This window comes from Flavitalea sp. (assembly GCF_035489435.1).
Taxonomy (GTDB): domain Bacteria; phylum Bacteroidota; class Bacteroidia; order Chitinophagales; family Chitinophagaceae; genus DATHKG01.
This window is the reverse complement of the sequence record NZ_DATHKG010000090.1, coordinates 49,553-74,046: the sequence shown is the minus strand read 5'-3', so window position 1 is coordinate 74,046 and position 24,494 is coordinate 49,553. Positions and strand designations below refer to the sequence as shown.

20 protein-coding genes are annotated in these 24,494 nt (G+C 40.9%); 9 read left to right on the top strand and 11 right to left on the bottom strand.

Features of this window, described 5'->3' with window-relative positions:
• Window positions 1-53: 53 nt before the first annotated feature.
• Window positions 54-566 (bottom strand): hypothetical protein, encoded by a 513-nt coding sequence (locus tag VK664_RS13840; RefSeq protein WP_461399267.1) that lies wholly within the window; start codon window positions 564-566, stop codon window positions 54-56.
• Window positions 567-705: 139 nt separating this feature from the next.
• Window positions 706-1,176 (bottom strand): pyridoxamine 5'-phosphate oxidase family protein, encoded by a 471-nt coding sequence (locus VK664_RS13835; RefSeq protein WP_461399302.1) that lies wholly within the window; start codon window positions 1,174-1,176, stop codon window positions 706-708.
• A gap of 348 nt (window positions 1,177-1,524) precedes the next feature.
• Between VK664_RS13835 and VK664_RS13830 the strand changes: the two genes are divergently transcribed.
• Window positions 1,525-2,280 carry a sulfite exporter TauE/SafE family protein gene (locus VK664_RS13830; RefSeq protein WP_461399266.1) on the top strand — a complete coding sequence of 252 codons (756 nt, stop codon included), beginning with the start codon at window positions 1,525-1,527 and terminating at the stop codon, window positions 2,278-2,280.
• Between the two features lie 69 nt (window positions 2,281-2,349).
• Here the strand turns inward: VK664_RS13830 and VK664_RS13825 are convergent, their stop codons facing one another.
• The 3 genes from VK664_RS13825 to VK664_RS13815 form a co-directional block, all read right to left on the bottom strand.
• The gene (locus VK664_RS13825; protein ID WP_461399265.1) at window positions 2,350-4,713 is read right to left on the bottom strand and encodes a PAS domain-containing sensor histidine kinase; all 2,364 of its coding nucleotides are present in this window, start codon (window positions 4,711-4,713) and stop codon (window positions 2,350-2,352) included.
• Between the two features lie 319 nt (window positions 4,714-5,032).
• The gene (locus tag VK664_RS13820) at window positions 5,033-5,272 is read right to left on the bottom strand and encodes a hypothetical protein (RefSeq protein ID WP_461399264.1); all 240 of its coding nucleotides are present in this window, start codon (window positions 5,270-5,272) and stop codon (window positions 5,033-5,035) included.
• A 101-nt stretch (window positions 5,273-5,373) separates the two neighbouring features.
• Window positions 5,374-5,967, bottom strand: coding sequence for a peptidylprolyl isomerase (locus VK664_RS13815; RefSeq protein ID WP_461399263.1), 594 nt, complete (start codon window positions 5,965-5,967; stop codon window positions 5,374-5,376).
• Window positions 5,968-6,154: 187 nt separating this feature from the next.
• Here VK664_RS13815 and VK664_RS13810 point away from each other — a divergent pair, with 187 nt between their 5' ends.
• On the top strand, window positions 6,155-8,584 hold the full coding sequence (locus VK664_RS13810; protein ID WP_461399262.1) for an outer membrane beta-barrel protein: 2,430 nt from the start codon (window positions 6,155-6,157) through the stop codon (window positions 8,582-8,584).
• Between the two features lie 135 nt (window positions 8,585-8,719).
• Here the strand turns inward: VK664_RS13810 and VK664_RS13805 are convergent, their stop codons facing one another.
• Complete coding sequence (locus VK664_RS13805) at window positions 8,720-9,193, bottom strand: DUF4920 domain-containing protein (RefSeq protein ID WP_461399261.1); 474 nt, start codon at window positions 9,191-9,193, stop codon at window positions 8,720-8,722.
• Window positions 9,194-9,246: 53 nt separating this feature from the next.
• A complete protein-coding gene (locus tag VK664_RS13800; RefSeq protein WP_461399260.1) occupies window positions 9,247-10,569 on the bottom strand; it encodes a DEAD/DEAH box helicase in 1,323 nt (440 codons plus the stop codon).
• On the opposite strand from VK664_RS13800, the gene VK664_RS13795 reads away from it, so the two are divergent.
• The 3 genes from VK664_RS13795 (at window position 10,546) to VK664_RS13785 (ending at window position 13,983) form a co-directional block, all read left to right on the top strand.
• Window positions 10,546-11,127 (top strand): hypothetical protein, encoded by a 582-nt coding sequence (locus VK664_RS13795; RefSeq protein ID WP_461399259.1) that lies wholly within the window; start codon window positions 10,546-10,548, stop codon window positions 11,125-11,127. The two genes, VK664_RS13800 and VK664_RS13795, sit on opposite strands and share 24 nt — an antisense overlap.
• Before the next feature lie 81 nt (window positions 11,128-11,208).
• Complete coding sequence (locus VK664_RS13790) at window positions 11,209-12,234, top strand: GHMP family kinase ATP-binding protein (RefSeq protein WP_461399258.1); 1,026 nt, start codon at window positions 11,209-11,211, stop codon at window positions 12,232-12,234.
• Window positions 12,235-12,606: 372 nt separating this feature from the next.
• A complete protein-coding gene (locus VK664_RS13785) occupies window positions 12,607-13,983 on the top strand; it encodes an undecaprenyl-phosphate glucose phosphotransferase (protein ID WP_461399257.1) in 1,377 nt (458 codons plus the stop codon).
• Between the two features lie 41 nt (window positions 13,984-14,024).
• Here VK664_RS13785 and VK664_RS13780 read toward each other — a convergent pair whose 3' ends face one another.
• Complete coding sequence (locus VK664_RS13780) at window positions 14,025-14,447, bottom strand: VOC family protein (RefSeq protein WP_461399256.1); 423 nt, start codon at window positions 14,445-14,447, stop codon at window positions 14,025-14,027.
• Window positions 14,448-14,686: 239 nt separating this feature from the next.
• Here VK664_RS13780 and VK664_RS13775 point away from each other — a divergent pair, with 239 nt between their 5' ends.
• From VK664_RS13775 to VK664_RS13765, 3 genes are all read left to right on the top strand, one after another.
• Entirely contained in the window at window positions 14,687-15,667 is a 981-nt protein-coding gene (locus tag VK664_RS13775) for a GlxA family transcriptional regulator (protein WP_461399255.1), read from the top strand.
• 109 nt (window positions 15,668-15,776) lie between these two features.
• On the top strand, window positions 15,777-16,604 hold the full coding sequence (locus VK664_RS13770) for a DUF6597 domain-containing transcriptional factor (RefSeq protein WP_461399254.1): 828 nt from the start codon (window positions 15,777-15,779) through the stop codon (window positions 16,602-16,604).
• 136 nt (window positions 16,605-16,740) lie between these two features.
• Window positions 16,741-17,184, top strand: coding sequence for an ester cyclase (locus tag VK664_RS13765; protein ID WP_461399253.1), 444 nt, complete (start codon window positions 16,741-16,743; stop codon window positions 17,182-17,184).
• A 101-nt stretch (window positions 17,185-17,285) separates the two neighbouring features.
• Here the strand turns inward: VK664_RS13765 and VK664_RS13760 are convergent, their stop codons facing one another.
• Together VK664_RS13760 and treY are read right to left on the bottom strand one after the other, a co-directional pair.
• A complete protein-coding gene (locus VK664_RS13760) occupies window positions 17,286-18,017 on the bottom strand; it encodes a metallophosphoesterase (protein ID WP_461399252.1) in 732 nt (243 codons plus the stop codon).
• A gap of 64 nt (window positions 18,018-18,081) precedes the next feature.
• Window positions 18,082-20,748, bottom strand: a complete 2,667-nt coding sequence (gene treY / locus VK664_RS13755; RefSeq protein ID WP_461399251.1) for a malto-oligosyltrehalose synthase — start codon at window positions 20,746-20,748, stop codon at window positions 18,082-18,084.
• Window positions 20,749-20,908: 160 nt separating this feature from the next.
• Here treY and VK664_RS13750 point away from each other — a divergent pair, with 160 nt between their 5' ends.
• Complete coding sequence (locus VK664_RS13750) at window positions 20,909-22,648, top strand: alpha-amylase (RefSeq protein ID WP_461399250.1); 1,740 nt, start codon at window positions 20,909-20,911, stop codon at window positions 22,646-22,648.
• A gap of 159 nt (window positions 22,649-22,807) precedes the next feature.
• Here VK664_RS13750 and VK664_RS13745 read toward each other — a convergent pair whose 3' ends face one another.
• On the bottom strand, window positions 22,808-23,296 hold the full coding sequence (locus tag VK664_RS13745) for a DinB family protein (RefSeq protein ID WP_461399249.1): 489 nt from the start codon (window positions 23,294-23,296) through the stop codon (window positions 22,808-22,810).
• Window positions 23,297-24,494: the final 1,198 nt, after the last annotated feature.

Sequence of the window (24,494 nt, the reverse complement as noted above, 5' to 3'; positions counted from 1 at the left end):
GCCACGGCAAAGGAATTGCAACTCGCGAACGTTGCAATTCCTCTTTGAGGCCCTTATAATTCAGCTTGTTTTTTCTTTGGGACCTTCTCTTTCGTCTGGTCTCCCTTTAAGCTAAATGGAAAAATAATGGCGGCGAACAGGCCGCATGAAACATTGCCAATTATCGAGTTGGCAATGATCATAAAAACAAGGCCGTCGGTTTTACCCTGAATACTATTTGCAGGCTCGTTGATCAAATGTTTTGCTGGAGATCCGGAATTTAAAAGGCCGGGAACAAATACCAGTAACAAAACCAGTGATAGTATCACCGCCATTATGGTCCCCATAACAGTCGTAATAGAACTGGCTGTGAGCATAGCAAGCGTTCCAGCGTTTTCGTCGCGTTTTGCATTAAATACAAAAAGAAAATAGATTATTACCAGCATAAAAAGAAAGTTGCCTAAATACAGCAACCAGGCCCTGGTATAGTCAGCCGTCTTCAGAAAAAATATTAACGGTAAACAATAAAGTAGCGCTGCAACAAGTGAGTGGATAGCATATGGTCTGAGCTTGATTCCTTTTAACATAAAACAACGTTTTCTCCCACGCACTAAAGTCTAAAAATCATTCCCTCTTTATGGGTAAGGGTATAGCGTTATTCTATCACCGGTTTGTAAACAGTAATGGAATATTGCTCCCCAATGCGGGGTATATCCAGAGATATATCTACACAGATATTTTACCCTTTACACCATCGTCCATGGTTTTGCCCGTAACTGCACCTGCAATGATTTTCAGCAAAGAAACCGTTTTGTTGTTTTTTGTATCCCAGTAATATGCGTCTGAAGGCACAACCTTAATAATGGTGAGTTCCGGATCATCAACTCCTTCCGGAAACCATGCTTTCACTATTGGACTCCAGAGTTCTTTGGCAATTTCCCGGTCTACCAGGATTGTTGCTTCGCCATATACACTCAGGTATTCTGAACTGCCTTTATGCGTGTAAAATAACTGAACGCGACCATCCTTACCGATATCTTCGTTATGCACGCTTGACTTGCTGCTGAGGAACCATAAGTTGCCCTGGTCATCCACTTTTTGGGTCGACATGGGCCGGGCCGAGATCGGAAGCCTGGTTAAATTAGTGGCAAACAAACAGATGTCCGCGTCCCTGGCTATATCCTGGATCTTTTCTATCGCTTCTGTATTAGACAGGGTTTTGTGTCTCCCATGTTAGATAATTTTAATTTGTTGGCAATTTGATTTGTGATAAAGCATCATCAATTGGTGTGCCTTCAGTATTAAAAATCCTTTGCAAATTTTTAAGAACCAGGGTCCGGAAACACTGTTTTGATATTTGGTTTTTTTGTAAATTTGTTATTCATCAAAGAAAAGGAGGTATTCATGAAATCTACAGATCATTCATGGAAACCTTCGGTTGGTATCGCCTAACCGGGTTTCTCCATCAAAATATCTGCTGACAAGAGTCAGGAACCACTAAGAATTCTTAGTGGTTTTTTTTTGAACCAAACCAAACTAAACATTGTGATTCAATTTTTATCCTTCAACTTCCACTACACTGATTTACTGATCATCGCCCTTGTTGCAATGCTTACCGGTATGGCAAAGACGGGAGTACATGGAGCCGGGATGTTAGCAGTACCGTTACTGGTGTTTGTTTTCGGCGGCCAGGCCTCAAGTGGAGTGATGTTGCCTATCCTGATTCTTGCAGATGTTTTTGGTGTGTGGTACTATCATCGCCATGCAGAATGGAAGTATCTGAAGATTCTTTTCCCCTGGGCGGCTATTGGAGTTTTGATTGGCACATTCACCGGAAATTATATTGATGACGAGATGTTCCGTTTTATCATGGCCATCGTTATCGCGATCAGTATTATTATAATGCTTTGGCTTGAAAAAGCAAAGCCAAAGGATATCTCTGCCAGCCTTGGCTTTACCATTGCGATTGGTATTGCCGGAGGATTCACATCAATGGTTGGAAATCTCGCAGGCACTGTAATGGCTATATACTTCCTGTCGATGCGACTTCCTAAAAACAGTTATGTGGGCACTACCGCATGGTTTTTTGCGGTCGTAAATTTTTTTAAAATACCATTTCATTTATTTGTTTGGAAAACCATCAAACCGGATGTGTTATTGCTTGACCTTATGAGTTTACCAGCGATTCTGTTGGGTGCTTATCTTGGGATAGTGATCGTTCGAAACCTGTCAGAAAAAGTTTATCGGACATTCATCATTGTAACCACACTACTCGCCGCAGTTGTTATGCTGCTGCGATGATTTGCGCTGTTAATATTAGCAGCAATAAAAGAATAAACCATTAATGTCAGGACTATTGCATTATCAGGACTATTGCATTGGTAAAATGACAGTAAAAGTTGCTCCTTGTTGCGGCGCTCCTTTTGCAGAGATGACACCACCGTGATGAGCCACAATTTCACGACAGATGGCCAGTCCAATCCCCGTTCCCTTGTAGGTTGATTTATCGTGCAGTCTTTGAAAAATGGCGAAGATCTTTTCGGCATAGTCATTAAGAAAGCCGATTCCATTGTCTGAAAACCTGATACGCAAATAACGTTTTGAATTTTCAAGTCCGGCCTCAGTGATTTCTTTTATGGAAGGAAAATCAGTAGTGATATTAATTGTCGGAGGCGTTTTTGGCCGGCTGAATTTCAGAGAATTTGAAATAAGGTTTGTGAACAACTGCCGTATCTGGATCGGGTTAACAAAAGCATAAGGCAAAGGTTCATAGTTAATCACTGCAGCCTTCTCTTCTATTTGTGGTTCGATATTCATTAATACATCTTCGAGTATTTCCGTGAGGCTGGTATGTTCAAAATGTTCATCCGTATTGATCTTCGAGACCGAAAGAATTTCATCAATCATTTGTTGAAGACGAAGCGATGATTGAATAATTGTTTTTAGGATGTTAGTGCTTTGTTCATCCAGCCTGGATTCATTTAGCATACGGAGCCTGTCCCCGAATAGCGAGATTTTTCGTAACGGTTCTTTCAGGTCATGACTACTTATATATGCGAATACCTTTAGACTGGCATTTGACTTCTGAAGTTGAATGGTGCGGTCATAGAGCGTTTTCTCAAGAGTTTTTTGCGCTGTTACATCCTGGCAGGTGCCTATCATTTTAAAAGGCAGTTCATCTTCATTCAGGAGAACCTCACTTTGACCGTAAAGAATTTTTTCAGCACCATCTGGTGTCTTAATTCGAAAATAGTATTCACGATGACCTGGATTGTTAATCTGCTCCTGGATTCCAGCGCTCCTCGCTTCCCTGTCATCCGGATGAACAAAGGAAAGATACCGGTCGAAAGTTATTTGTTCCGATTGCGCAGGTAGTCCATAAATATTAAATAACTCATCAGACCATTGCACCCTGTCTGAACTAATGTTCCATGACCAGTTACCAATCCTGTTAAGTGCCTGGGCCTGTTTATATAATTCCTCACTGCGCTGTAATTTCCGGATCATTTGATGTTTATCAGTCACATCCATGATCGTTGCATTTAGCTGAGCAGGTTTTTCATCGATGAATTTCACTTTTCCTTTCGACCAAAGTATCCGTTCACGATTGTTAACGGTACAACGATATTCACATTCATATGGCCGGGTTCCATTGATGGCTTTATTAAACATTTGTATAACCTGGATTTTATCAGAAGGGTGAACGTTTGTCATTATTTCCTCGAAAGAACTGCCGGCCTGTAAACCAAGGCTGGCAAGGTCCTTAGAAAATGCGCAAATCTTATTATCCAGGATATCCCAGGTAAAGGTGCCAATGTTGGCAAGGTTTTGAGCTTCCAGCAAAGCTTCTTCTTTTGCCTGGAGTTCTTCTGCATACAAACGTTCCTGTGTAATGTCAAAAGCAACCCCGAGTAATTGAGTCGGAAAACCCTCAGAATCCCGTTTGTACGCTGTTTCATAGTTCCTCATCCAGCGATATTCTCCTTTACTGTTACGGAGACGATATTCAAAAAAACGTACTTCACCTTCCTGCATGTTTGCGAGTGACATGATGTAGTGATCTGCATTAGCAAGATCTTCGGGATGCACGATCTGCCTGAAAAATTTATTGTTGCCGGCAAATTCATAACGGTTATAACCCAGTTCGAAGAACAGCTTTTCTGCAGGGAGAATCTGCGTGTCGCCGGGGATATCGTGGAGATAATAATACCCCGGAGAAGTGGTGAACAGCTTATCCTTTATGGATTTCTCTTCTAGTACTTTTTGATTCAGTTGCTCTATAAAATTCTGAGCAGCCAGGATATTATATCTCGTGAATAATGTGTCCAGTTCTCCGATTATCTGTATAATCAGGGTAGGATCATTTGTAAAATCGCCAAGAAAGGATAACAAGGTTTTTCTCCGTGCGGCATGGGTCAGCAGGATATCTTCAGCAGAGATTTGTGCCCTGTTTACGTGCCCTAATAAATCCTGCCGGTATTGATTAACCCATTTATTGATATTCTGCCAGGTACTGTTATTTGCTATTCCCTCCAGAAATTCAGTATAATAATGCCTTGAATTGGCAACAACGTCTTCGACCCGGCTGTCTTTAAATTGCTCCCAAAGCGGAATGTTCATTGATCTTGAGAAGGATACTTCCCTGCGAAGATATTCTTCCAGATGGTTCTCCAATATGAACCTTGCAAAGTTTGGGGCAAAAGAAAAAATCATGTCATCTTTTCCATTTGCCATGTTAATTTGATTAAGGGGTTGTTGCAATTCTCAAACAAAAATATAAATTTTCTCTAATAATAGGCAGTGATTAACGGTTAAATGACCCTTAGTTGCGGATATTACAGCTTTTAATTTATTTTGTTGTTTTTATACTTTGGAAATGTAAAAAGCCAGGCTTGCCCGGCTTTATAATTTTTATCAAACTTGATTAATTTAATCGTGAATCACATTGATCAACGCCTGCTTTAATTGCTTTATGACTTGTTGAAGTTGTTATTTATTCTTGCTTAAGTTGTTATTTATCAATATACCGCCGACCGCAATAAATAAGTATTAATTACATTGGCCTTGTAGGCGCAGGAATAGTCGGTTGTATTTCAGGTTCAGGCTCGTATGGTTGTTCGGGATTTATTTCAGGTTCTTCATCAGGTTCAATATCAGGCGTTTCCAGCGGATTTATTTCCGGCTCCTCAAGGGGATTGTCTTCAATTTCTGATGGGTCAACAGGATTTATTTCAGCCGGTTGCTTAGTATTAGGAATTTCTGCTGGTCCTGATGGCCTTTGTTTTTTTGACATAACATTTATTTATTGGATGCAAGATAACTACAAAAAAATGATGCCATGCCAGAGGTCGTACTTAACGAACTTAACAGTCAATAAAAGTATGTTTTGACATATTATAACCTGACGACATCATAAATAATCACAGGAGGATCAAAATACTGATCTTTTTCGCGCTGATTATAAATTTTTCTTACCACATTTAATCCTTCAACTACCCGCCCGAATGCAGCATACCCCTGCCCGTCGGGATTGTTTTCACCACCAAAATTAAAACCAGGCTGATCTCCAACACAAATAAAAAATTCTGTATTAGCAGAACCAGGTTTAAATCTTGCAAGAGAAATTGTTCCATCAATATGTAATAACCCGGTTTTATCAGTTGATTCATGAGGAATACCCGGCGGGTTTATTCCCTTTTTCGCAGGGGATCTGAATAACCCACCCTGGATAAGTTCAGCTTTTGGTGCGTCTGAAGGCTGGTTATCGACATTCAAGACCCGGTAAAAGCTTGAATTTTTAAAATAACCTGAATCGATATATGATAAAAAGGCAGCCACCGTTGCGCCAGCTTTTTCAGGATATAATTCTAATTCAATATTGCCCAGCCTGGTCCTGATTTCTATATGCGGGTTTTTATAAGACGGCCGCGAACATGCGCTGACCGAAAAAATAAAGAGCAAAGTCAACACTTTACATGCAAGTTTCATAGTTCTGTATTTAAACAAAGTCCCTTTTTAATTTTCAAGGTACAACTACTATTTTACTGATCCCGGTCGCATGCTTATCTACATCAAACGATAAGCTCCCTCATGCTTGTTCGTTTGTCTGATAAATAAGCCGTTTAACAATTTGCAGCAGAATTAATCAGTATGGGTATTATCTTGTAAACCTTATATGAGAACCAGACTAACCTGCTTTTTCATCTCGTGTTTCATTTTAATGAACCTGAAAGCCCAGGAAACGAAGCAGGGCCAGATTAGCGTTACCGTTTCAACAACTGATAAAAAATTTTTGCCGGGAGCTACTGTTGAACTGCATCGTTATATTGATTCAGTATTATTGAAAACATGTTTGACCGACACCAACGGGATAGCAGTTTTTAGTGAACTCAGCCGGGACAGTTATTTCCTGGTGGTTTCAGCAGTCAGTTTTATCGGGCAATACAGCGAAGTCGCGGAGGTTCTCGATAACCTGGTAATAATGAAGCCCGTTTTCCTGGAACAGGCAGTTGGTATACTGGCAGAAGTCACTGTTACAGGCAAGAAACCATTTATCCAGTTGATGCCCGACAAAACCATTGTGAATGTTGAGGCCGGTATCTCAAACAGCGGTGCTACTGTATTGGAAGTGCTGGAGAAATCTCCTGGAATTACTGTTGACAAAGACGGGAACATTTCGCTTAAAGGCAAACAGAATGTGCTTATTCTTATTGATGGAAAGCCCACTTATCTTCCTGCTGCTGAGATAGCTCAGCTGCTGGGAGGAATGAACGCTTCCCTGATTGACCAGGTCGAAATAATGGATAACCCTCCTGCAAAATATGATGCTTCGGGAAATGCCGGTGTTATTAATCTCCGCACCAAAAAATTAAAGCAGCGCGGATTTAACGGTAACATAAGCAGTTCTTATGGCCAGGGACACTATTATAAAAATAATAACAGCCTTTCCCTCAATTACCGCCATGATAAGTTCAATATTTTTTTCACCTACAGTTCAGGGTTTAATAAAGGATATACAGACCTGTATGCTCTAAGAACTTACTATGAAGCCAATACAGTTAAGCCGATTGCGGTGCTAAACCAGGATACCTGGTTAACCTCCAAACTAAGAAATCATACGGTGAGGATAGGGGCAGACTATTATCTCAACAAGTCCACTACGATTGGTATTGCTCTCTCTGGTATAAGAATGAACCGCAATGGTACCGGCGATGCAACAAGCTCGTGGTTGAACCCTGCTGGTGTGACTGACTCATTGGTAATTACCCGGAGTACCAGCAGTAACAAATTCCGTAATGCAGGGGGAAATCTGAATTTCAGACACGAGTTTGCCAAAGGCAGGGAGCTAACAGCAGATATTGATTACCTCGATTATTCAATACAAGGGAACCAGTTTTTTGACAACATTGTAAGAACGCCAACTGAATACACGGAATCAGTAAAAGGCAATCTTCCTTCGACTATCAATATATTTTCTGCAAAAGCAGATTATCATCAGCAGGTAGGCAATACCGTTACACTTGATGCAGGGTATAAATCATCATTTGTAAATACTGACAATCTCGCTCAATATTATCTGCAGGGCGGCAGTAGATGGCAGACTGATTATAATAAAACAAATCATTTTCTTTACCGGGAAAGAATTCATGCTTTTTATGCATCGTCTGAAACGAAATTTAAGAGCTTCACAGTGCAGGGTGGTCTGAGATATGAGAACACTGAATATAACGCGGAACAAAAAGGAAATATACAACGTAAAGACTCGCTGTTCAGCAGGAAATATGATGGTATCTTCCCTACCCTTTTTGCGCAATACAAAGCAGACTCTAATCACAGCTTTTCGCTTAGCGCCGGCAGAAGAATCGACAGACCGGCTTATCAAAAACTTAATCCTTTTGTTTTTGTCATCAACAAGTATACTTACCAGCAGGGCAACCCGTTTTTCCGGCCTCAGTATACCTGGAATTTCCAGGTAAGTCATCAACTCAAACAGCTGTTAATTACAACTGTTAATTACAGCGTAACAACTGATTACTTCTCCCAAATCTTTTTGTCCTTGCCAGATGGCATCCTGATTTATTCAGAAGGCAACCTGGGCAGAATGCGTAATATAGGGCTCTCGGTTAGCAGTCAGTTTGATGCAGCTACATGGTGGTCAATAAGTACCCAGGCAAATTTGTATAATAAGAAGATAGAAGGCGTAGTCTGGAATGAAAGAGTAACTGCGCTTACTCAATTCAACATGAACCTGAATAATCAATTTCGGCTGGGTAGAGGATGGTCGGCCGAGCTTTCAGGATTTTTTGTTACAAAAGAACAGGAGCTCCAGGAAATCACTGATCCCACCGGCCAGTTAACAGTCGGGATCGCAAAACAGGTGTTGAAAAACAAGGGCTCTGTAAGGTTAACTCTCCGTGATATCTTTTATACCCAGGCCATGAAAGGAGATACCAATTTCGAGCAGGCATTTGAATATTTTAAACTGACAAGAGATTCGCGGGTGCTTACGGTCGCCTTTTCTTATCGTTTCGGAAAATCTTTTAAGGCCCCGGCCAAACGTACGGGTGCAACCGAAGAAGTTGAACGGGTCGGTACAGGAGGATAGGTAATTTAGTTATGAGTTATGAGTGAAGAGTGATGAGTGGTAAGTTGAGTTGTAAGTGATAATTAGATGAAACTATTATGAGAGGTAAGCTATCGGGGATGAGTAGTTACCTGTTGCAGGTGACTGGGATTCTTATTATTCAACTACCAGTATTCCCTTTGCAGTAAAGCGGATTTCTTTCTGAGGTTTTGTAATCGCAGCAATTTCTTCTTTTGATTTTTTCGCATCTTCAGCATAGTGCTGTAATTCTGCAACTGATGCTGTTTTCATAACTGCCTCGCCATCAAGTACCACTGTTTTTCCAATCATATCAGTAGGAACAAAAAAGCCGTAATCCTTCATTTTTACAAACACCTTAGTGCTATCAGGCATCTCTAACGATATCCAGCAGCCTTTTTTAGGACAGACATCGGTTACCTTCGCTTTGATCTTTGTAGGTAAAGGTTCTTCATTCACAAGTTTTTTGGGAAGCTCGGAAATAGCTATTGCACCATCCGCCCTGATAGCTTCTCCATAAGTGTTACCAACCCTGGCCTTTCCCGCGGGCGGTTGTGCCATAGCGAAAATGCCCGCAGATAAAATTGTCAGAAGCAGGAATATTTTTTTCATGAGATGTTATTGAGTGTTGAACAAAATTACCCTAAGTTTTGAGAAATTCCAGCCTATTTGGCAATATCGATTTTAACTTTTTTGTTTTTTATCTTTTCATTTTTTATTGCCATCAGGGTTCTTCCCACTTTAGATTTACGCACCGCCACAAATGAAAAGAAGTCTTTCACTTCTATCAGTCCAATATCTTCTTTTTTAAGCTCTCCTTTATTACCAAGGAAACCTACAATATCGATCTTGTTCACCTTGTCTTTTTTGCCGGCAGCAATAAACAGGGTTGACCATTTGGGCTTTTCAGGAACCACTGTATGTTCCGGCAGCTCAAGTTTTTCGGGTACTGCTTCAAGATAGCCTGGTAGTTTTTCTTCGGGACCCAGTATGAATACCGCTGTACCGCTTGCATCCATCCTTGCCGTGCGCCCGTTCCTGTGGGTGAAGGTTTCCTCGTTGTTAGGCAGGTGATAATGAATGATATACCGGATATTAGGAATGTCGAGCCCCCTGGAGGCCAGGTCCGTTGTAACCAGTGTATCGGAGGTGCCGTTCCTGAATTTGCATAAAGCACTATCACGTTCCTGCTGTTCCATAGCGCCGTGATAAAATACATTTACAATGCCTTTTTCCGTGAGCATGGCAGATGTTCTTTCAACAGCATCACGATGGTTGCAAAATATCACTGAAGAACGGCTGCCATGAAAGCAGAGAAGTCTGAACAGTGTATCAAGTTTATCCTTGTCCTCGCTCTCAACATATTGAACCGCCAGGTCTTCAGTAGGTTCACCAGTAAGAAAATTGATTTTTAAGGGATCTGTAAGACCAAGAAAATCAGGAATCTCACTGGCATCGGTAGCCGATGTGAGAATTCTTTGCCTGAGGCCGGGAAGGGAACCAATGATAAAAGACATTTCTTCCTGGAAGCCCAGTTCAAGACTCTTATCAAATTCGTCCAGGATTAATACTTCTATATTTTTTGTTTGAATGTTCTCACGGCGGATATGATCGGCGAGACGACCCGGAGTACCTACAATCAGTGCAGGTGCCTGCAACAAATTGTTCTCTTCAGTTTCACGTTTATGACCGCCGTAACAACAGGTAATTTTCAACCCGGTTCCCATGGACTTAAAAACCTGTTCGATCTGTAAGGCAAGCTCCCTGGAGGGCACAATAATTAGTGCCTGGGTAATTCGGCTTTCAGGATCTAGTTTTTCAATTACCGGCATTAAGAAAGCCAGCGTTTTTCCTGAACCGGTAGCTGATAGCAATATTACATCTTTATTCTGCGTAATTGCCTCGCCAGCAGCAATTTGCATGTCATTGAATGTGTCAATGCCAAGATTGGAAAGTATTGATTTATGAGAAATTACGTTTTTTTGCATTGCCGCAAATTTAAGATAGTTTCAGCCATTGCCCGGATTGATTTTGGATGGGGTCCGGCATTCGCAAATCAACAACTACCAAGGGTTATGATGATGGAAGCTGAAAAAATCAACTTTAAAAACAAGTTAAAAGATTATTGCGTGGAATTGTTGGCACAACGCCTTGAAACTGTGGATAAACTTGTGGTAACAGCCCAGGAATCTGCAAATAATGAAGGCAAAAGTTCTGCCGGGGATAAATATGAAACAAGCCGCGCTATGGGTCACCTGCAAAAAGAAATGTACCAGCAACAAGCAGAAAAGATTCGTCATGAATTATTAAAGGCTAAGTCGACGGAAATAAAACTTCAACCCCGGATAATAAAAAAAGGAACAGTAGTTATAACGGATAAGCTTAGTGTTTTTATTTGTGTTGGTCTTGGGAAAAAAACATTGGATAATGGTACAGTGTTGTTTGTTTCCGACGAAGCACCTTTATATAATTTGTTACATAAAAAATCGGAAGGCGAAGTGTTTGTTGTTGACAAACTAGAGCATATCATCCTTGAAATCTGGTAACGCCGGCTAACTTGCAGATTTCCCTTTTCCCATGAACCGGAAAAGATTAAGTTTGACAATTATATAAATTAATACCAGTTTATGAAGGTAAGGTCGAAAGTTCCTTTGAGGTTAGGTTTGGCAGGTGGAGGAACGGATGTTAGCCCTTATTGTGATGTTTATGGTGGCTGCATATTAAATGCAACTATTGACCTTTTTGCATACTGCACGCTTGTTCCAACACAAAACGGTATGATAACATTTCATGCACTGGATCGGGATGAGATCTTTGAATCTCCGGTATTAGACAACCTGGTTACCGACGGCCTTCTTGATTTGCACAAGGGCGTTTATAACCGCGTTATCCGGGAATTTAATATTGACCCCTTTGCCTTTGATATGAAAACACATAGCGATGCACCATCCGGTTCCGGATTAGGTTCTTCTTCAACAATGGTTGTATCGATTTTACAGGCATTTGTTGAATATCTCAATCTGCCATTGGGTGAATACGATATCGCCCAACTGGCCTATTCAATTGAACGGGAAGATCTTGCTTTGAGTGGTGGAAAGCAGGATCAGTACGCTGCAACATTTGGTGGTTTCAATTTCATGGAATTTTATGCAGACAACAGGGTTATTGTAAATCCGCTGAGAATACGTGAACAACACATAGAAGAACTCGAAGCGTCCATGATGTTATATTATACAGGCATGTCACGGTCTTCTGCTAAAATCATTGAAGACCAGAAAAACAGTCTGCAAAGCTCAAATGAAAACAGGTTGAAGGCAATGCACCAGATAAAAAGCGATGCATATCTGTTAAAGGAGTATTTGCTCAAAGGCGAGTTCAGTAAAATGTTTCTCACTATGCAGGATTCATGGGCGGCCAAAAAGAGTACTTCAGATTCTATCTCAAACTCACATATTGACGCGATTTACAATACTGCACTTAGTACAGGGGCATACAGCGGTAAGATCTCCGGGGCCGGCGGAGGTGGCTTTATGATGTTTTTCGTTGATCCACTCAAACGATTAAATATTAAGCAGGCATTATCTCCATTCGAAGGCGAATTTGTGAATTTCCATTTTTTTAATAAAGGTGCCAACAGCTGGAAAATTCTATGATTCAGCCAAAAACATCATATTCTGGAAAATAGACTCTTTTATCAATTTATCTTGACGTGGGGCCAACACTTATTCGTATTATTTTGATTTACAGACATTTGTGAACCATTTCTTTCATTTGTGGAGTTCAGTTGCCAAATAAAATTCTATTTGGGGTAACAGCATATTTTGTATATTCAGTGAACTCCGTATGTTTTCCAAAATTTTGGCTATTCTGTTGGACGCCAGATGACGATCTTCGTATACTCTGCTTAGTCACCATTTACAATTGTCGTCATAACTGTAATGAGAAAAGTGTGGCATGTAATTAGAACAGGGTATCAATCCTGTTCCGGTACAATGAAACAGCATAAGCATCAATATTTATGACAAATGTTGCGTAATCTCAGAATTCATATTGCACTTCTGGACACTATAGTCCTTAATGTTGCAATTATTACTTGTGAACAGATTTTTCAAAGCAAATTAACCCCGCTGACAGAATCAGTTTATCTGAGGTTTTATCTTTTCATGAATATAGCCTGGGTTACCCATAGCCTTATATTTTCACTTTATAAGGATGCCTATAGTTCTGCTTTTGAGCAATTTTGCCGGCGCTCGATGAATGTATACATTGCGTGGTCGATCACCATTTTCGGTTATCTTTTCTTTTGGCGGCAAATGGAGCTATCAAGATTATTCATTACAGTAAATATGGGGGGATTTGGATTGCTGATCCTTTTCAACCGGTTTATCTTTCTTACTTCCACGTATCCAAATCCAAACAGCCGGCCAGTCAAAAATGTGATGATACTTGGTTACAATGATGTGGCCAAAAAACTTGCAGGATACCTGGAGCAGGAAGCTTCCAATACGCGAATAATTGGTTTTTGTGATAAACATGAAAATGTGAAGGAGCCAACGCATTATCCTATCCTCAGTGATTTCTCGGGTGCTATGAACATGACCAGGAAGTATGAGGTTAATGAGATTTATTCAACCATTGCACCTGAACACAATGATCATGTTTACCAGATAATGCAGCAGGCAGACCAGGAATGCATCCGTTTTAAACTGATTCCCGATATGTCTTTATTCAGGGGAGAACATGGGCATCTGAATTATGTAAAGGATATGCCGGTACTGTCGTTCAGAAGCGAACCACTGGAAAGTGCCCGGAGCCAGTACCGGAAAAGGATTTTTGATGTTGCTATTAGTCTGTTTGTAACTGTATTTATCCTGTCATGGCTCATACCGATCATTACATTATTTATCTGGCTGGAATCGAAAGGCCCCATTTTTTTTATCCAGATGAGAAGCGGTAAAAACAATAAGCCATTTCCCTGCATCAAATTCCGGAGCATGCGTGTAGACAATGAACACGAATCCCGCCAGGTATCGAAAAATGATGACAGGCTTACCAGGGTTGGCAAATTTTTAAGGAAGACTAATCTTGATGAATTTCCTCAATTTATCAATGTATTGCGCGGTGAAATGAGTATCGTAGGACCGAGACCACATATGCTTATACATACTGAAAGTTATTCCAAAAAGATCGAGCAATATATGGTTCGCCAGTTCATGAAGCCCGGAATTACAGGATGGGCGCAGGTTAACGGTTTTCGGGGAGAAACCAGGTCGCTCGAGCAGATGGAGAAAAGAGTTGAACATGATCTTTGGTATATGGAAAACTGGAGTCTTTGGCTTGATGTCCGGATTATTTTTATGACGGTATTTAACGCCATCAGGGGTGAGAAGAATGCTTTTTAACCTGGTGTTTTTCTTAAGTTTTCCGAATTTCCCGAAATTTATTACACAGCATCAGGATCTTCCGTAAGCCTGAACCAATTGCCCGAATCATCAGTAAATGCAGCTTCATACTGGCCAAGAAAACCTTCACCTGGTTTCATTAAGAACTTAACTCCCTTCTTTTGCAGTTCAAGGTAAGTTTCATTCAGGTTGCTGCATCTGAACACCCCATAACTGAATATTTCATGCTTTATTAGGTCCTGCAGATTTTCAACCTGTTTCCGGGTAAATATTGGGCCTTCTTCAACTGGTATAAGCATCAATTGATTTTCAGGCTGATTAGGCATACAAACAGAAGCCCACCGTTTATCTGTATCGATCACGATATCTGTATGAACCTGGAAGCCAAGTTGATCAACATAAAACTTCAGCGCGTTCTCGAGATTTAACACATAGACGGTTATGCTAGCGAGGCCGGTGAGCATATTAGGTTTTTATTCTGAATGATAGTTTTTGTCTTTTTCATATATTCACTTTTTAGAGTTGTTGTTAATTTTAGCTTTTTGGGCTTATACAAAGCTACTTTGCCCTGTATTAATTATGTATGGCAGGTTCCGACAATAAGCGGGGTTGATTGCGACGATTGTTTTGCTGAACTTCGATATATAAAATTTCCAGGACAAACTTTTTGACACAACTCCCAAAGAAAAATTAATACGAACGGATGAAACACATTTCGATAATAATACCTGAGGGAGATTGCAGCATCACCCATATAGAAGCTAGTCACCAGATTCTTTCAGAGGTGAATGTTTTTCTTGCGAACCTGGACCGCGATCCACTCTTAAAGATCGAATTGGTTGGACTAAATAAAGAGTCCGGTTTAAAAAAGGGCTTTTATACAGTTCATCATGATAAAACCATATCAGATATTAAGAAAACGGATCTGATAATAATCCCTGCATTACAAGGGGCTGATATGGAAAAGGCTGTACAACTCAACCAGGGTTTTGTAAGCTGGATGCTCGGACAACACCGTGGCGGAGCAGAAATAGCAAGTCTCTGCCTTGGTTCATTTTTACTTGCATCTACAGGATTGCTAAAGAACAAGCAATGCACCACACATTGGAGCGCTGCAAATCATTTCCGTAAAATGTTTCCTGATGTGGAGCTGGTTCCGGAAAAGATTCTGATTGATGAAAATGGAATTTATTCAAGCGGGGGAGCATTGTCTTTTACCAATCTGCTGCTATACCTGATTGAAAAATATGCCGGTCGTGACATTGCAATACTGGCATCCAAAACTTTTATGATAGATATAGACCGGGACAGGCAATCACCGTTTATAATTTTCAAAGCGCAGAAGGACCATGAAGATGAACCCATCCTCAAAGCGCAAAATTTTATTGAAAAAAACTACGCAGAAAAACTTACTGTTGATGAGCTTGCTTCCATGTTTGCACTTGGAAGAAGAAATCTGGAAAGAAGATTTAAAAAAGCCACATCTAACACAGTAGTCGAATACATTCAAAGAGTTAAAATAGAAGCGGCTAAGTTCAGTCTTGAATCATCTTATGACAATGTTAATGAAGTTATGTACAAGGTTGGATATAATGATACAAAGGCATTCCGTACCACTTTCAGAAAAATAACCGGTCTTTCGCCGATACAGTATCGCACCAAGTTCAAACAGAAGGTTAGTTGATAGAGACTAGTTAATAAAGGCTAGGTGACATAGGTTAGTTGATATAGGCTATTTGATAAAGGTTGGTTGATATAGGTTGGTCATTTTAAGGTCTAATACACAGACGGCAATGCTTTACCGGAAATTCAATCCATGTAGGGAATTAGAACCACTCGTGGAGTGTTATTATGTTTGGGAAACTTACGATGATGACCCAAGGAAAATATTTGAATCTCCTCCCAATGGATTTTGTTCCATTGTTTTCAACTCCGGCACACCCTATTACCTGGGCAATTCAAAATATGAGCGATTAAGAGTTCCCGACCAGTTTATTGCCGGCCAGGCAATTTATTCTTATAAGTTATATGTGCCCGCCCCGGTGATGATTGCCGGCATTGTATTTAAGCCTGCAGCCCTTAACACTTTGTATGGCATCCCGGTTTATGAATACACGGAAGAACGTGTACCTCTCTCTAAAGTTTTCCGACACGCATTTCTTGATCCGTTTATCAGGAATATTGCAAAGGGGACAGCGGAAGATAAAGCCAGGCTGCTGGAACATTTTGTACTTGAAGAATACAATATACGCAAGCCCTCCATCGACGCAATTGATATCGCGGCAAATAAGATTATTGAAACAAACGGGATGCTCAACATTACCGAATTGCTGAACACTATTTATATGTCAAGGCGAACCTTTGAAAGGAATTTTTTCCGTAAGGTTGGTTTGAGCCCAAAGTACTATGCACGGATAAGACGTATCGGTTACCTGGCAAACCTTATAGCGGGAAAAAAAGCCGTTGACTGGAACGAGATGTTTACACAAGCTGCTTTCTACGATCATTCTCATTTGATCAGGGACTTTTTAGAATTCACAGGAAGAACCCCACAGCAATACCTGGAGGAGAACCTGGAACTTGCCAATTTCATCCGAAAACCCTCTTCAGAAAATTTGTAAGAATAAAATCATTTAACGAAAAGTAAAGGGATTTAATTAAGACTAAAATCATGATTGACGCAATTTTACAATTGCCAGACAATCACTTTTTTGAACCTTTGCCTTGTTATCAGTATTTAACTATTAAACTTTATTTATGGAATCAACAATTCTTCAACACCAGGGCATTAGCGTAAAAAATGTTTGCGTTCAGTTCCTGCTTGCCTACCAACAACGCAATGTGCAAAAAATGCTCTCGTTTTGTGACGAGGAAGGTGAAATCTATTTTGAACCACTTGGCGATGCAGGTAAGGGAAAGATTCACGAACTTGGTAAAGGGCTTTGGTCAGCATTGATCGATTCGTTTCCCGATATCGACAACACGTTGGATGCAGCAGTAGCGGAAGATTTAACAACTGTAAGATGCCAGGTAGTGATTCGTGGTAAGCAACAAAAAGATTTCGCAGGAATCACCAACCAGGGTAAGTCTTTTGACAGCGATCATATCTTCATTTTCAAAATCAATGAAGAAAATATGATAAGCCGGATAAACGTCAGCTGGAATCACACTGATTTTTCAAAGCAACTTGGACAAATGTAAATGAATGGTGACCCAAATTGTGTCACAAGTTTGCATATCATAATTATGCCCGAAATGATTTGACACTTCGGGCATAACTAATTATTAAACATACCAGGTTATCATCTTGTTCTTCCCTGGAGACCGGGATAAAGTTCGGGTATGCGAAGGCTTTGCCATAATTGACCTGTATTGATTTCAACAGCACTCAGTTTTCCATCGAAGCCTGCACCTGTATCAATATTCCATATATTAAGCGCCCTGATCGGGCGATCGATATCGTAAAAAATGGTGGGAGTATGTCCAATGTAGATTTCATTATACAGCTGGAACACAGGAGGATATTGATCCCGCGTTAAACGACTTTTCAGTTCAAGTTTTAACCCGGTTTGCCAAAGCGAACGGTCCCAGTTATATCTGCCATCTCTGAATTCATATCCGGGACCTTCCAGGGTAGAATAGCCCGCATGTATAAAAAGTCGGTTTGATTCGTCAACTACATAATTCTCCAGTTTCTCAAAAAACTCAAGGTGATCATGACGGGCAGGAACCTCCAATTTTTTATAGCTTTCAATTGTCGCCTTTCCACCATGATGCAACCAGGTTGAATCTGCCTTATTTCCATGTAACCAGCGTTCGCACCACAAATCATGATTTCCTTTAATAAAAGTGCAATGATTATCTGTTGAAAAATTGATGAGGAAACTGACTACCTGTGCAGAATCAGGCCATCCATCAACATAATCGCCGAGGAAAATAAACTTATCATCCTTTTCAGGCCTGATCTCATCCAACACCTGTTGCAAAGCCTTTAATGCGCCATGAATATCCCCGATTGCTATTGTTCTTGCCATCGTAAAAATTAAATTAGCCAGATGCAGCTCCCGTCCTGATTCATGCAAGGTGCAAGTTATTGTATTAAGGTGCTGGTTGCTGTATTAAGACCGCGACCGGGAACTTTTTGAGAAGTTTGTGGACATCAACAGTCCGTCCACTGACTTCCTCATGAGTAAAAAGATTTCTCCAGTTCGCCGGGGCGTCTGCCGGCAGTTCAAGATTAAGAGCTTTCCCTGTATCAGTCACTATTCCCATCGGCAGAATCACCAATAGCCATTCGTTCTGATGCCTCCTCATAAAAGCTAAAACCTTTCGTTCTGAACCTTCACCATATAAAGGAATATATGCTCCTTTCGTGAACAGATCCGGATGTTGTTTGCGAAAACATAAAACTTCCCGGGTTACAAACATTTTCTGAGTTCCTATTTCGTGGTTTTTTTCTGCGTATTCTAACAACGCATCGCGACTCACCTTGTCTTTGGCTTTCATATCATGAACCAATCGTTTCCGGAGATCATAGTTTACATAACGCCTGTTATCAGGATCCACATAACTAAGATCCCACAACTCGCATCCGCGATAGATATCAGGAATTCCAGGTGCGGCGCACTTAATAATGACCTGAACCATTGTATAAGTATTAGCAAACTGAATAATCTTTTTTACAAAAGGCATTAATGAAGGCAGGAAAGAATCTTTCGAATTCAACAAGTGTTCAATGAAAGCACTCGCAGATGCCTCATAGCTATAATTTGGATTGATGTATTCAGATCTGAGTTTGGATTCACGCAACACTTTGATAAAGAATATTTTCGTTCTTTCAACAAAGTCCCTGTTTACTTTAAGGTCTTCAGGAAAACCTCCGATAATCGCCTGGTACAAATAATATTCATCATTAACGATTGGCGCTTTTTCACCAGCCACAACCTGCCTGTATGGTTCGTTTATCTTTTGCCAGTATGCCACCAGTTCTTTCCATTCGTCTGCCATCTCACTGATGATGTTGATACGGACCCTCGCATCTTCGCCTCTTTTTGTATCATGGGTGGAAGTGCAGTTAAAAGAGTATGGATTCTTTTCCTGACGCTCCAGCATTTTAAGATGAAAATCCTTTATGTCTATGCCAAGTATCCTTGGCTGATCGCCCACTTCATTATGCGAAATCAACGGATTGTACAGGTAAAAGGCTGTGTCTTCAACGCCTTTAGCCGCCAAAGGGCCGGTAAACTGAAAAAGGCGTTGAATGAAGGTTAACCTGTTATTGGTTTTTGTAATGTCTTCATGTGGTTCAAACAAGGATTGAAGCACAGTAAGTTCGTAGCTAAGATCGGGAAACAGCCTGAGCGCTTTGTCAAAACCGGCTTTCACAAGTTCCGCATCATTGGGATCCAAAGGCATCTTTTCAACATAAGCGCGGTAAACGGGAAAGGCCGCCATAAAAACACCAAGTGCTTTTTTTAATGCAGGCATTTTTATTTCTTCGTCTTCTATCAGGCTCAACGATAAAAGCAGTCGAAGCAGGTTGTCCCATTCACCATTCAGATAAGGTTCAAGAAACGACAACTTCTTTTCAAAAACCATCTTATCATAATCCTTAAATTCAGGAACATATGAGTTGTAGATTTTCAACAATTTTTCAGAACCCTTGTTGTCTGTCATGACCTGGTTAATATAAGACAGGAATTCATAACCACTTGTTCCCTGGATACTCATTTCGGGTAGCTCCTCTTTATCATCCAGAATTTTTTCAACGATGATATAGCAATCCTCGCCAAAAAGTGCCCTTAACCGGTCCGCATACTCCACCGGATTGCGTAGTCCGTCCACATGGTCAATTCTCAACCCCTGGATATGTCCCATCTCATATAGCTTATGAATAAATGCATGGTAGGCGTTAAAAACAACTTCATCTTCCATCCTGAGACAGATCAAACTACTTACATTAAAAAACCTGCGATAATTTATGCTTGTGTTTGAATCCATATGATAACAAAGGGCATAGTGCTGCGAATTCACTATGCTTAATAGCAACTCATTATCTGTATTGATCTCTTTGATTTTTTCATTTATATTGAAAGCGACAGTTTCGTCATTCAGCTGTGCCATCAACTCCGACTTGATTCCACAACTTTGCTCATAGCTAAGACCATTATTGCTGATTAGGGCATTCAGCAGTGAATTCACATTATTAAATTCATCATTGAAGCAACCGGAAATAAGTAAAGGATAAGTCTCAGGACTTATGGGATAATACAAATCCCGATAAGCAAGGAAAAAACCGTCTTCCCGGAACCTGACGTTTAGAATATTCTGCTTCAGGCAATCCGAAACCGGGGCCTCCAGGAAAGGAACCATCAGCTTATGTGTGTAAAACGGGTGTTCCCAATCAATGTCAAAATATGTGGCGTATGAGGAATTCATTCCTCGTTCGAGCACATCCTTCAACCATACATTGTTTGTATCGAAGGCAAGATGGTTAGGAACAATGTCCTGGATCCAGCCAATCCCTTTTGTTTTGAGCCCCTGGGACAGGCGCCTCATCTCTTCTGCAGTGCCCAACTCTTCATTGATACGCGTTACATCAATTCCGTCATATCCATGTTCGCTTCCTTTGGCAGCCTGCAACACGGGCGAAGCATAAATTGTGGTTATCCCAAGGTCTTCAAGATAGTCAAGTATGTTATAAAGATGGTTGAATGTAAAATTTCTGTTAAACTGAATCCGGTAGGTGGATGAGGGTATTATCATTTCTAAAATATTTTCAATTCTTATTTTACCATTTATCTGCCAACCGGGCAAAAATGATTTTATTAGGATTAAAATTGTAAAATTTTTTGGAAGAGGATTCAATATTACAAGTGGAAAGGGGATTCGAATTAATAGGCGACAGAGCGATTCAAATTTACAAGTGGAAGAGGGACTCGAATTGACAGGTGGAATGCTTTTTTTAGAACCTTTTCACCAAATGGAAGAAAAGATGCAGAAAGTAGAGAAAATTCCGAAAAAACAAAAGATTCGGCAAGAAGAGAAGATGCGACAAGAAGAAAAGATTCCGAAAAAACAAGTGAAACTTAAGGGAAAAAGGATGCCGGAATACCAAAATATGAGCAAAGAAGAGAAGACGCCGATGAATCAAAATAATCAACTCAATAAACAAAAAAACAAAACCATCATCCAGTTTTTTGAATGGTATATACCTGCGGATGGCAATCATTGGAATCGTTTTAAGGAAGCAGTTCCGGGTTTACTTTCGATGGGAATTACAGCGGCCTGGCTACCTCCGGCTTATAAAGGTACGAGGGGCAAGGAGTCAGAAGGATACGATGTCTACGACATTTTTGACCTGGGCGAATTTGACCAGAAAGGCACTGTTGCAACAAAATATGGCTCAAAAGGAGATTACATAAATGCGGTATGGAGCGCCCGGGAAGCAGGACTGAAAGTTTATGTTGATGTGGTTTTGAATCATATGGGTGGTGCCGAAGAGACAGAAAAATTTCGCGCAAGAAAGGTTGATCCGGCAAACAGGACAAAATTCATCAGCGATGAGATCGAAATCGAAGCATTTACAAAGTTTAAATTCCCCGGACGCAAAGGCACCTATTCTGATTTTGGATGGGATTATCATTGTTTTACCGGGGTTGATCATGCCTTAGGGAGGCCGGGACCAGCCATCTACAACATCATCAATGAATACGGTGATAAGTGGGAACCAGTCGTAGACAATGAAAAAGGAAATTTCGATTACCTGATTCTGGATGATGTCGAAACCCGTAATCCAGGCGTGAGAGCTGAGTTTAAAAAATGGATCCGTTGGTATTATGAGACTGTTCCCTTTGATGGTGTGCGTCTCGATGCTGTTAAACATATGAATCCTTCATTTTTTATTGAATGGATTGATTTTCTGCTTACCGAAGTGAATCCTGATCTTTATGTTGTCGGCGAATACTGGCTCTCTGATGATTTGTCTGTCCTGATTAAATATCTTGATGCCATTGGCAAGCGGATGAATCTATTTGATGCTCCTCTGCAGCATAATCTTACAATTGCATCCGAAGAAAAAGAAAATTTCGATCTGAGAAATATTTTTCATGAGACGCTGGTGTCTGTGTATCCGGATCTGGCTGTTACTTTTGTTGACAATCATGATACACAACCATTGCAATCCCTCGAAGAATATACGCAGGCCTGGTTTCGCCCGCATGGTTATGCACTGATACTGCTGAGGGAGGGCGGTTATCCATGCGTATTTTATCCTGATATTTATGGCGCCAGGTATTCCGGGAAAAATAAGAAAGATGAGATGTTGGATGTGGAACTTCCTGTATTACCAGTGCTACCTGCTTTGCTGAAGTTACGTGTAGACTATGCTTATGGTAAACAGACTGATTATTTTGATGAGCCCAACTGTATCGGCTGGACCAGGGCGGGAAATGATGATCACCCTGGTTCAGGTCTCGCGGTACTTATCAGAAGCCGTGAAAAAGGTTCTGCTACCAAAGAAATGATAGTCGGTCAGCATTTCGCGGGTTCAACCTTTCATGATTTTCTGGATCCGAAAGCCGCGCCGATTGTCATAGACAAAAATGGCTGTGGTAAATTCAGGGTTGAAGGCGCTGGTGTAGCGGTATATGTCAGGTCTGTTTAATTATCCTTCAATTATTTTAATCTATACATCCATCAATCAATCATTGAATCTATACATAAATCATATTAATCCATGCTTCAATCATGATAATCTATACATAAATCATATTAATCTACGTATCAATCATGTTAATCTAAACTTTAATCATGTTAATCTAACTCAATCATTTTTCTCGTTGACGAGTACTAGCTGCCCCAGATGATAGGACAAATGGTTGGTTCGGTTTAATAAGACGCTAAGCTTGTTTCTGCCCTGATCATTGATAAGATCCTGATCCGTCATTGAGTTATGCCTGGCAAACCAATCATCCGCACTCATCTTTTCAAAATAAGCTGAAAGTGTCTCATTGGATTTTCGCCATTCTGCTTTAAGTGTTGCGGCATCGGGCATTTCAAAGCCGGCCTTGTCGGGGTTCTTTACAAATGCTTCATCAAGATGGGCATATTGCCTTTCACCAAGGCCGAATAAACTGATCATTCCGTCATTCACCGCGATCAGGTGACCCAAAAGATAAAGGATGCTATTTTTGCCCGGAGCTACTTCCCGGTTCAACGATCCCTCATCTACTGATTCAAAAAATTTGCTTGCATTTTTTACCTGGATGTTCCAGGATTTGATTGCCATCTGGACGAAAATTTCTTTTGTCATTTATTTTATGATTATGCAGCGAAGTTAGGCGTTCATTCGGAAGTATGCGTACACCCCTGGCTCTTTTAGATGGCTGCTTTCTGTGGATGCTTTCTGTGGCTGCTTTGAAAATGTTAGTCGTTTATTGTGCACGTTCATGGCGTTCACTCGGTTCTTCACTTCGCCGGATGGGCCTTTCGGTTGGGTTGATTTGCCACTGTGATTCCTGCTTAGTTTGTTTGCTCATGCCGGTGGCTGCTGTTGTCTCCGGTCAGCTTTTAGTGCCTTGATCGGCTTTGTTAGGTATGCTTCCAGCGGTAGTTGCTGTCCCGCCCTGATCAGCTTTAGTAACTCCGCCCAGGAATCGAATGTGGCAAATCAAACCAACCTCAGGCCCATCCTGCACCTTCTAGTCTCGTTCACTTAGGGGATACGCGACTTGTACAACAAAATTCGCCATTCACTTATTGCAATAACCGGCATTGACATTATCGGCATTGCAGAAATTGAAATGACATTGCTGTGTTACCGTTCTCTGAATTACTGTTGCCAGCCATCTGGTTATCGGAAAAACGATTGGCAAAATCCATTTGCAACAATCTAAGCTACCGAAATTTCGGTTGCGCATCGCTGCATTTGCACTCTTTTCATCTAATTGGCAAACAATCTTTAATCCGCAAGCAATCTGGTAACAGTGCATTAATAATATTTCCCATAGCGTCAAGGAAAAAATAACGATGGGTATTGTATCGATTGCTCGTTCCAGCCTGGCAATGATTCAGCGCAGTAATGATTTAGTGCTTGTGGATGACAGCGTTTATGGGTAGCAACGTTTACGGATAGCAAAGTTTGCGGATGGCTGCGTTTGCGGGTGGCAGCATTTGCACGCGGCGTTTTTTTGCAGATGGCAGCGTTATCTCCTCCAATGGAATGTGAGGGTGAGATTGGTTTGTATATTAGATCGGGAAGGGAATTGCAAAACCGGATATCAACTCACTTTGTCTTCTCTCGCTAAATAAGTGATTGGCTTATACACAAGATTTGATGCTGATTGAATGACGGGACAGTGAAGCCTGCTATAGCGGACTGGTAAGAATTGATATGACTAGTATGATATTCCCCCAAGTGGATGTGCTAGTTGGGAGCGGGATTGTGCCTTTGCGCGGCCTTCGTACCGTGGTCAGCGTTACTGAAGCCGATCAGGGGGATATTGCAACCA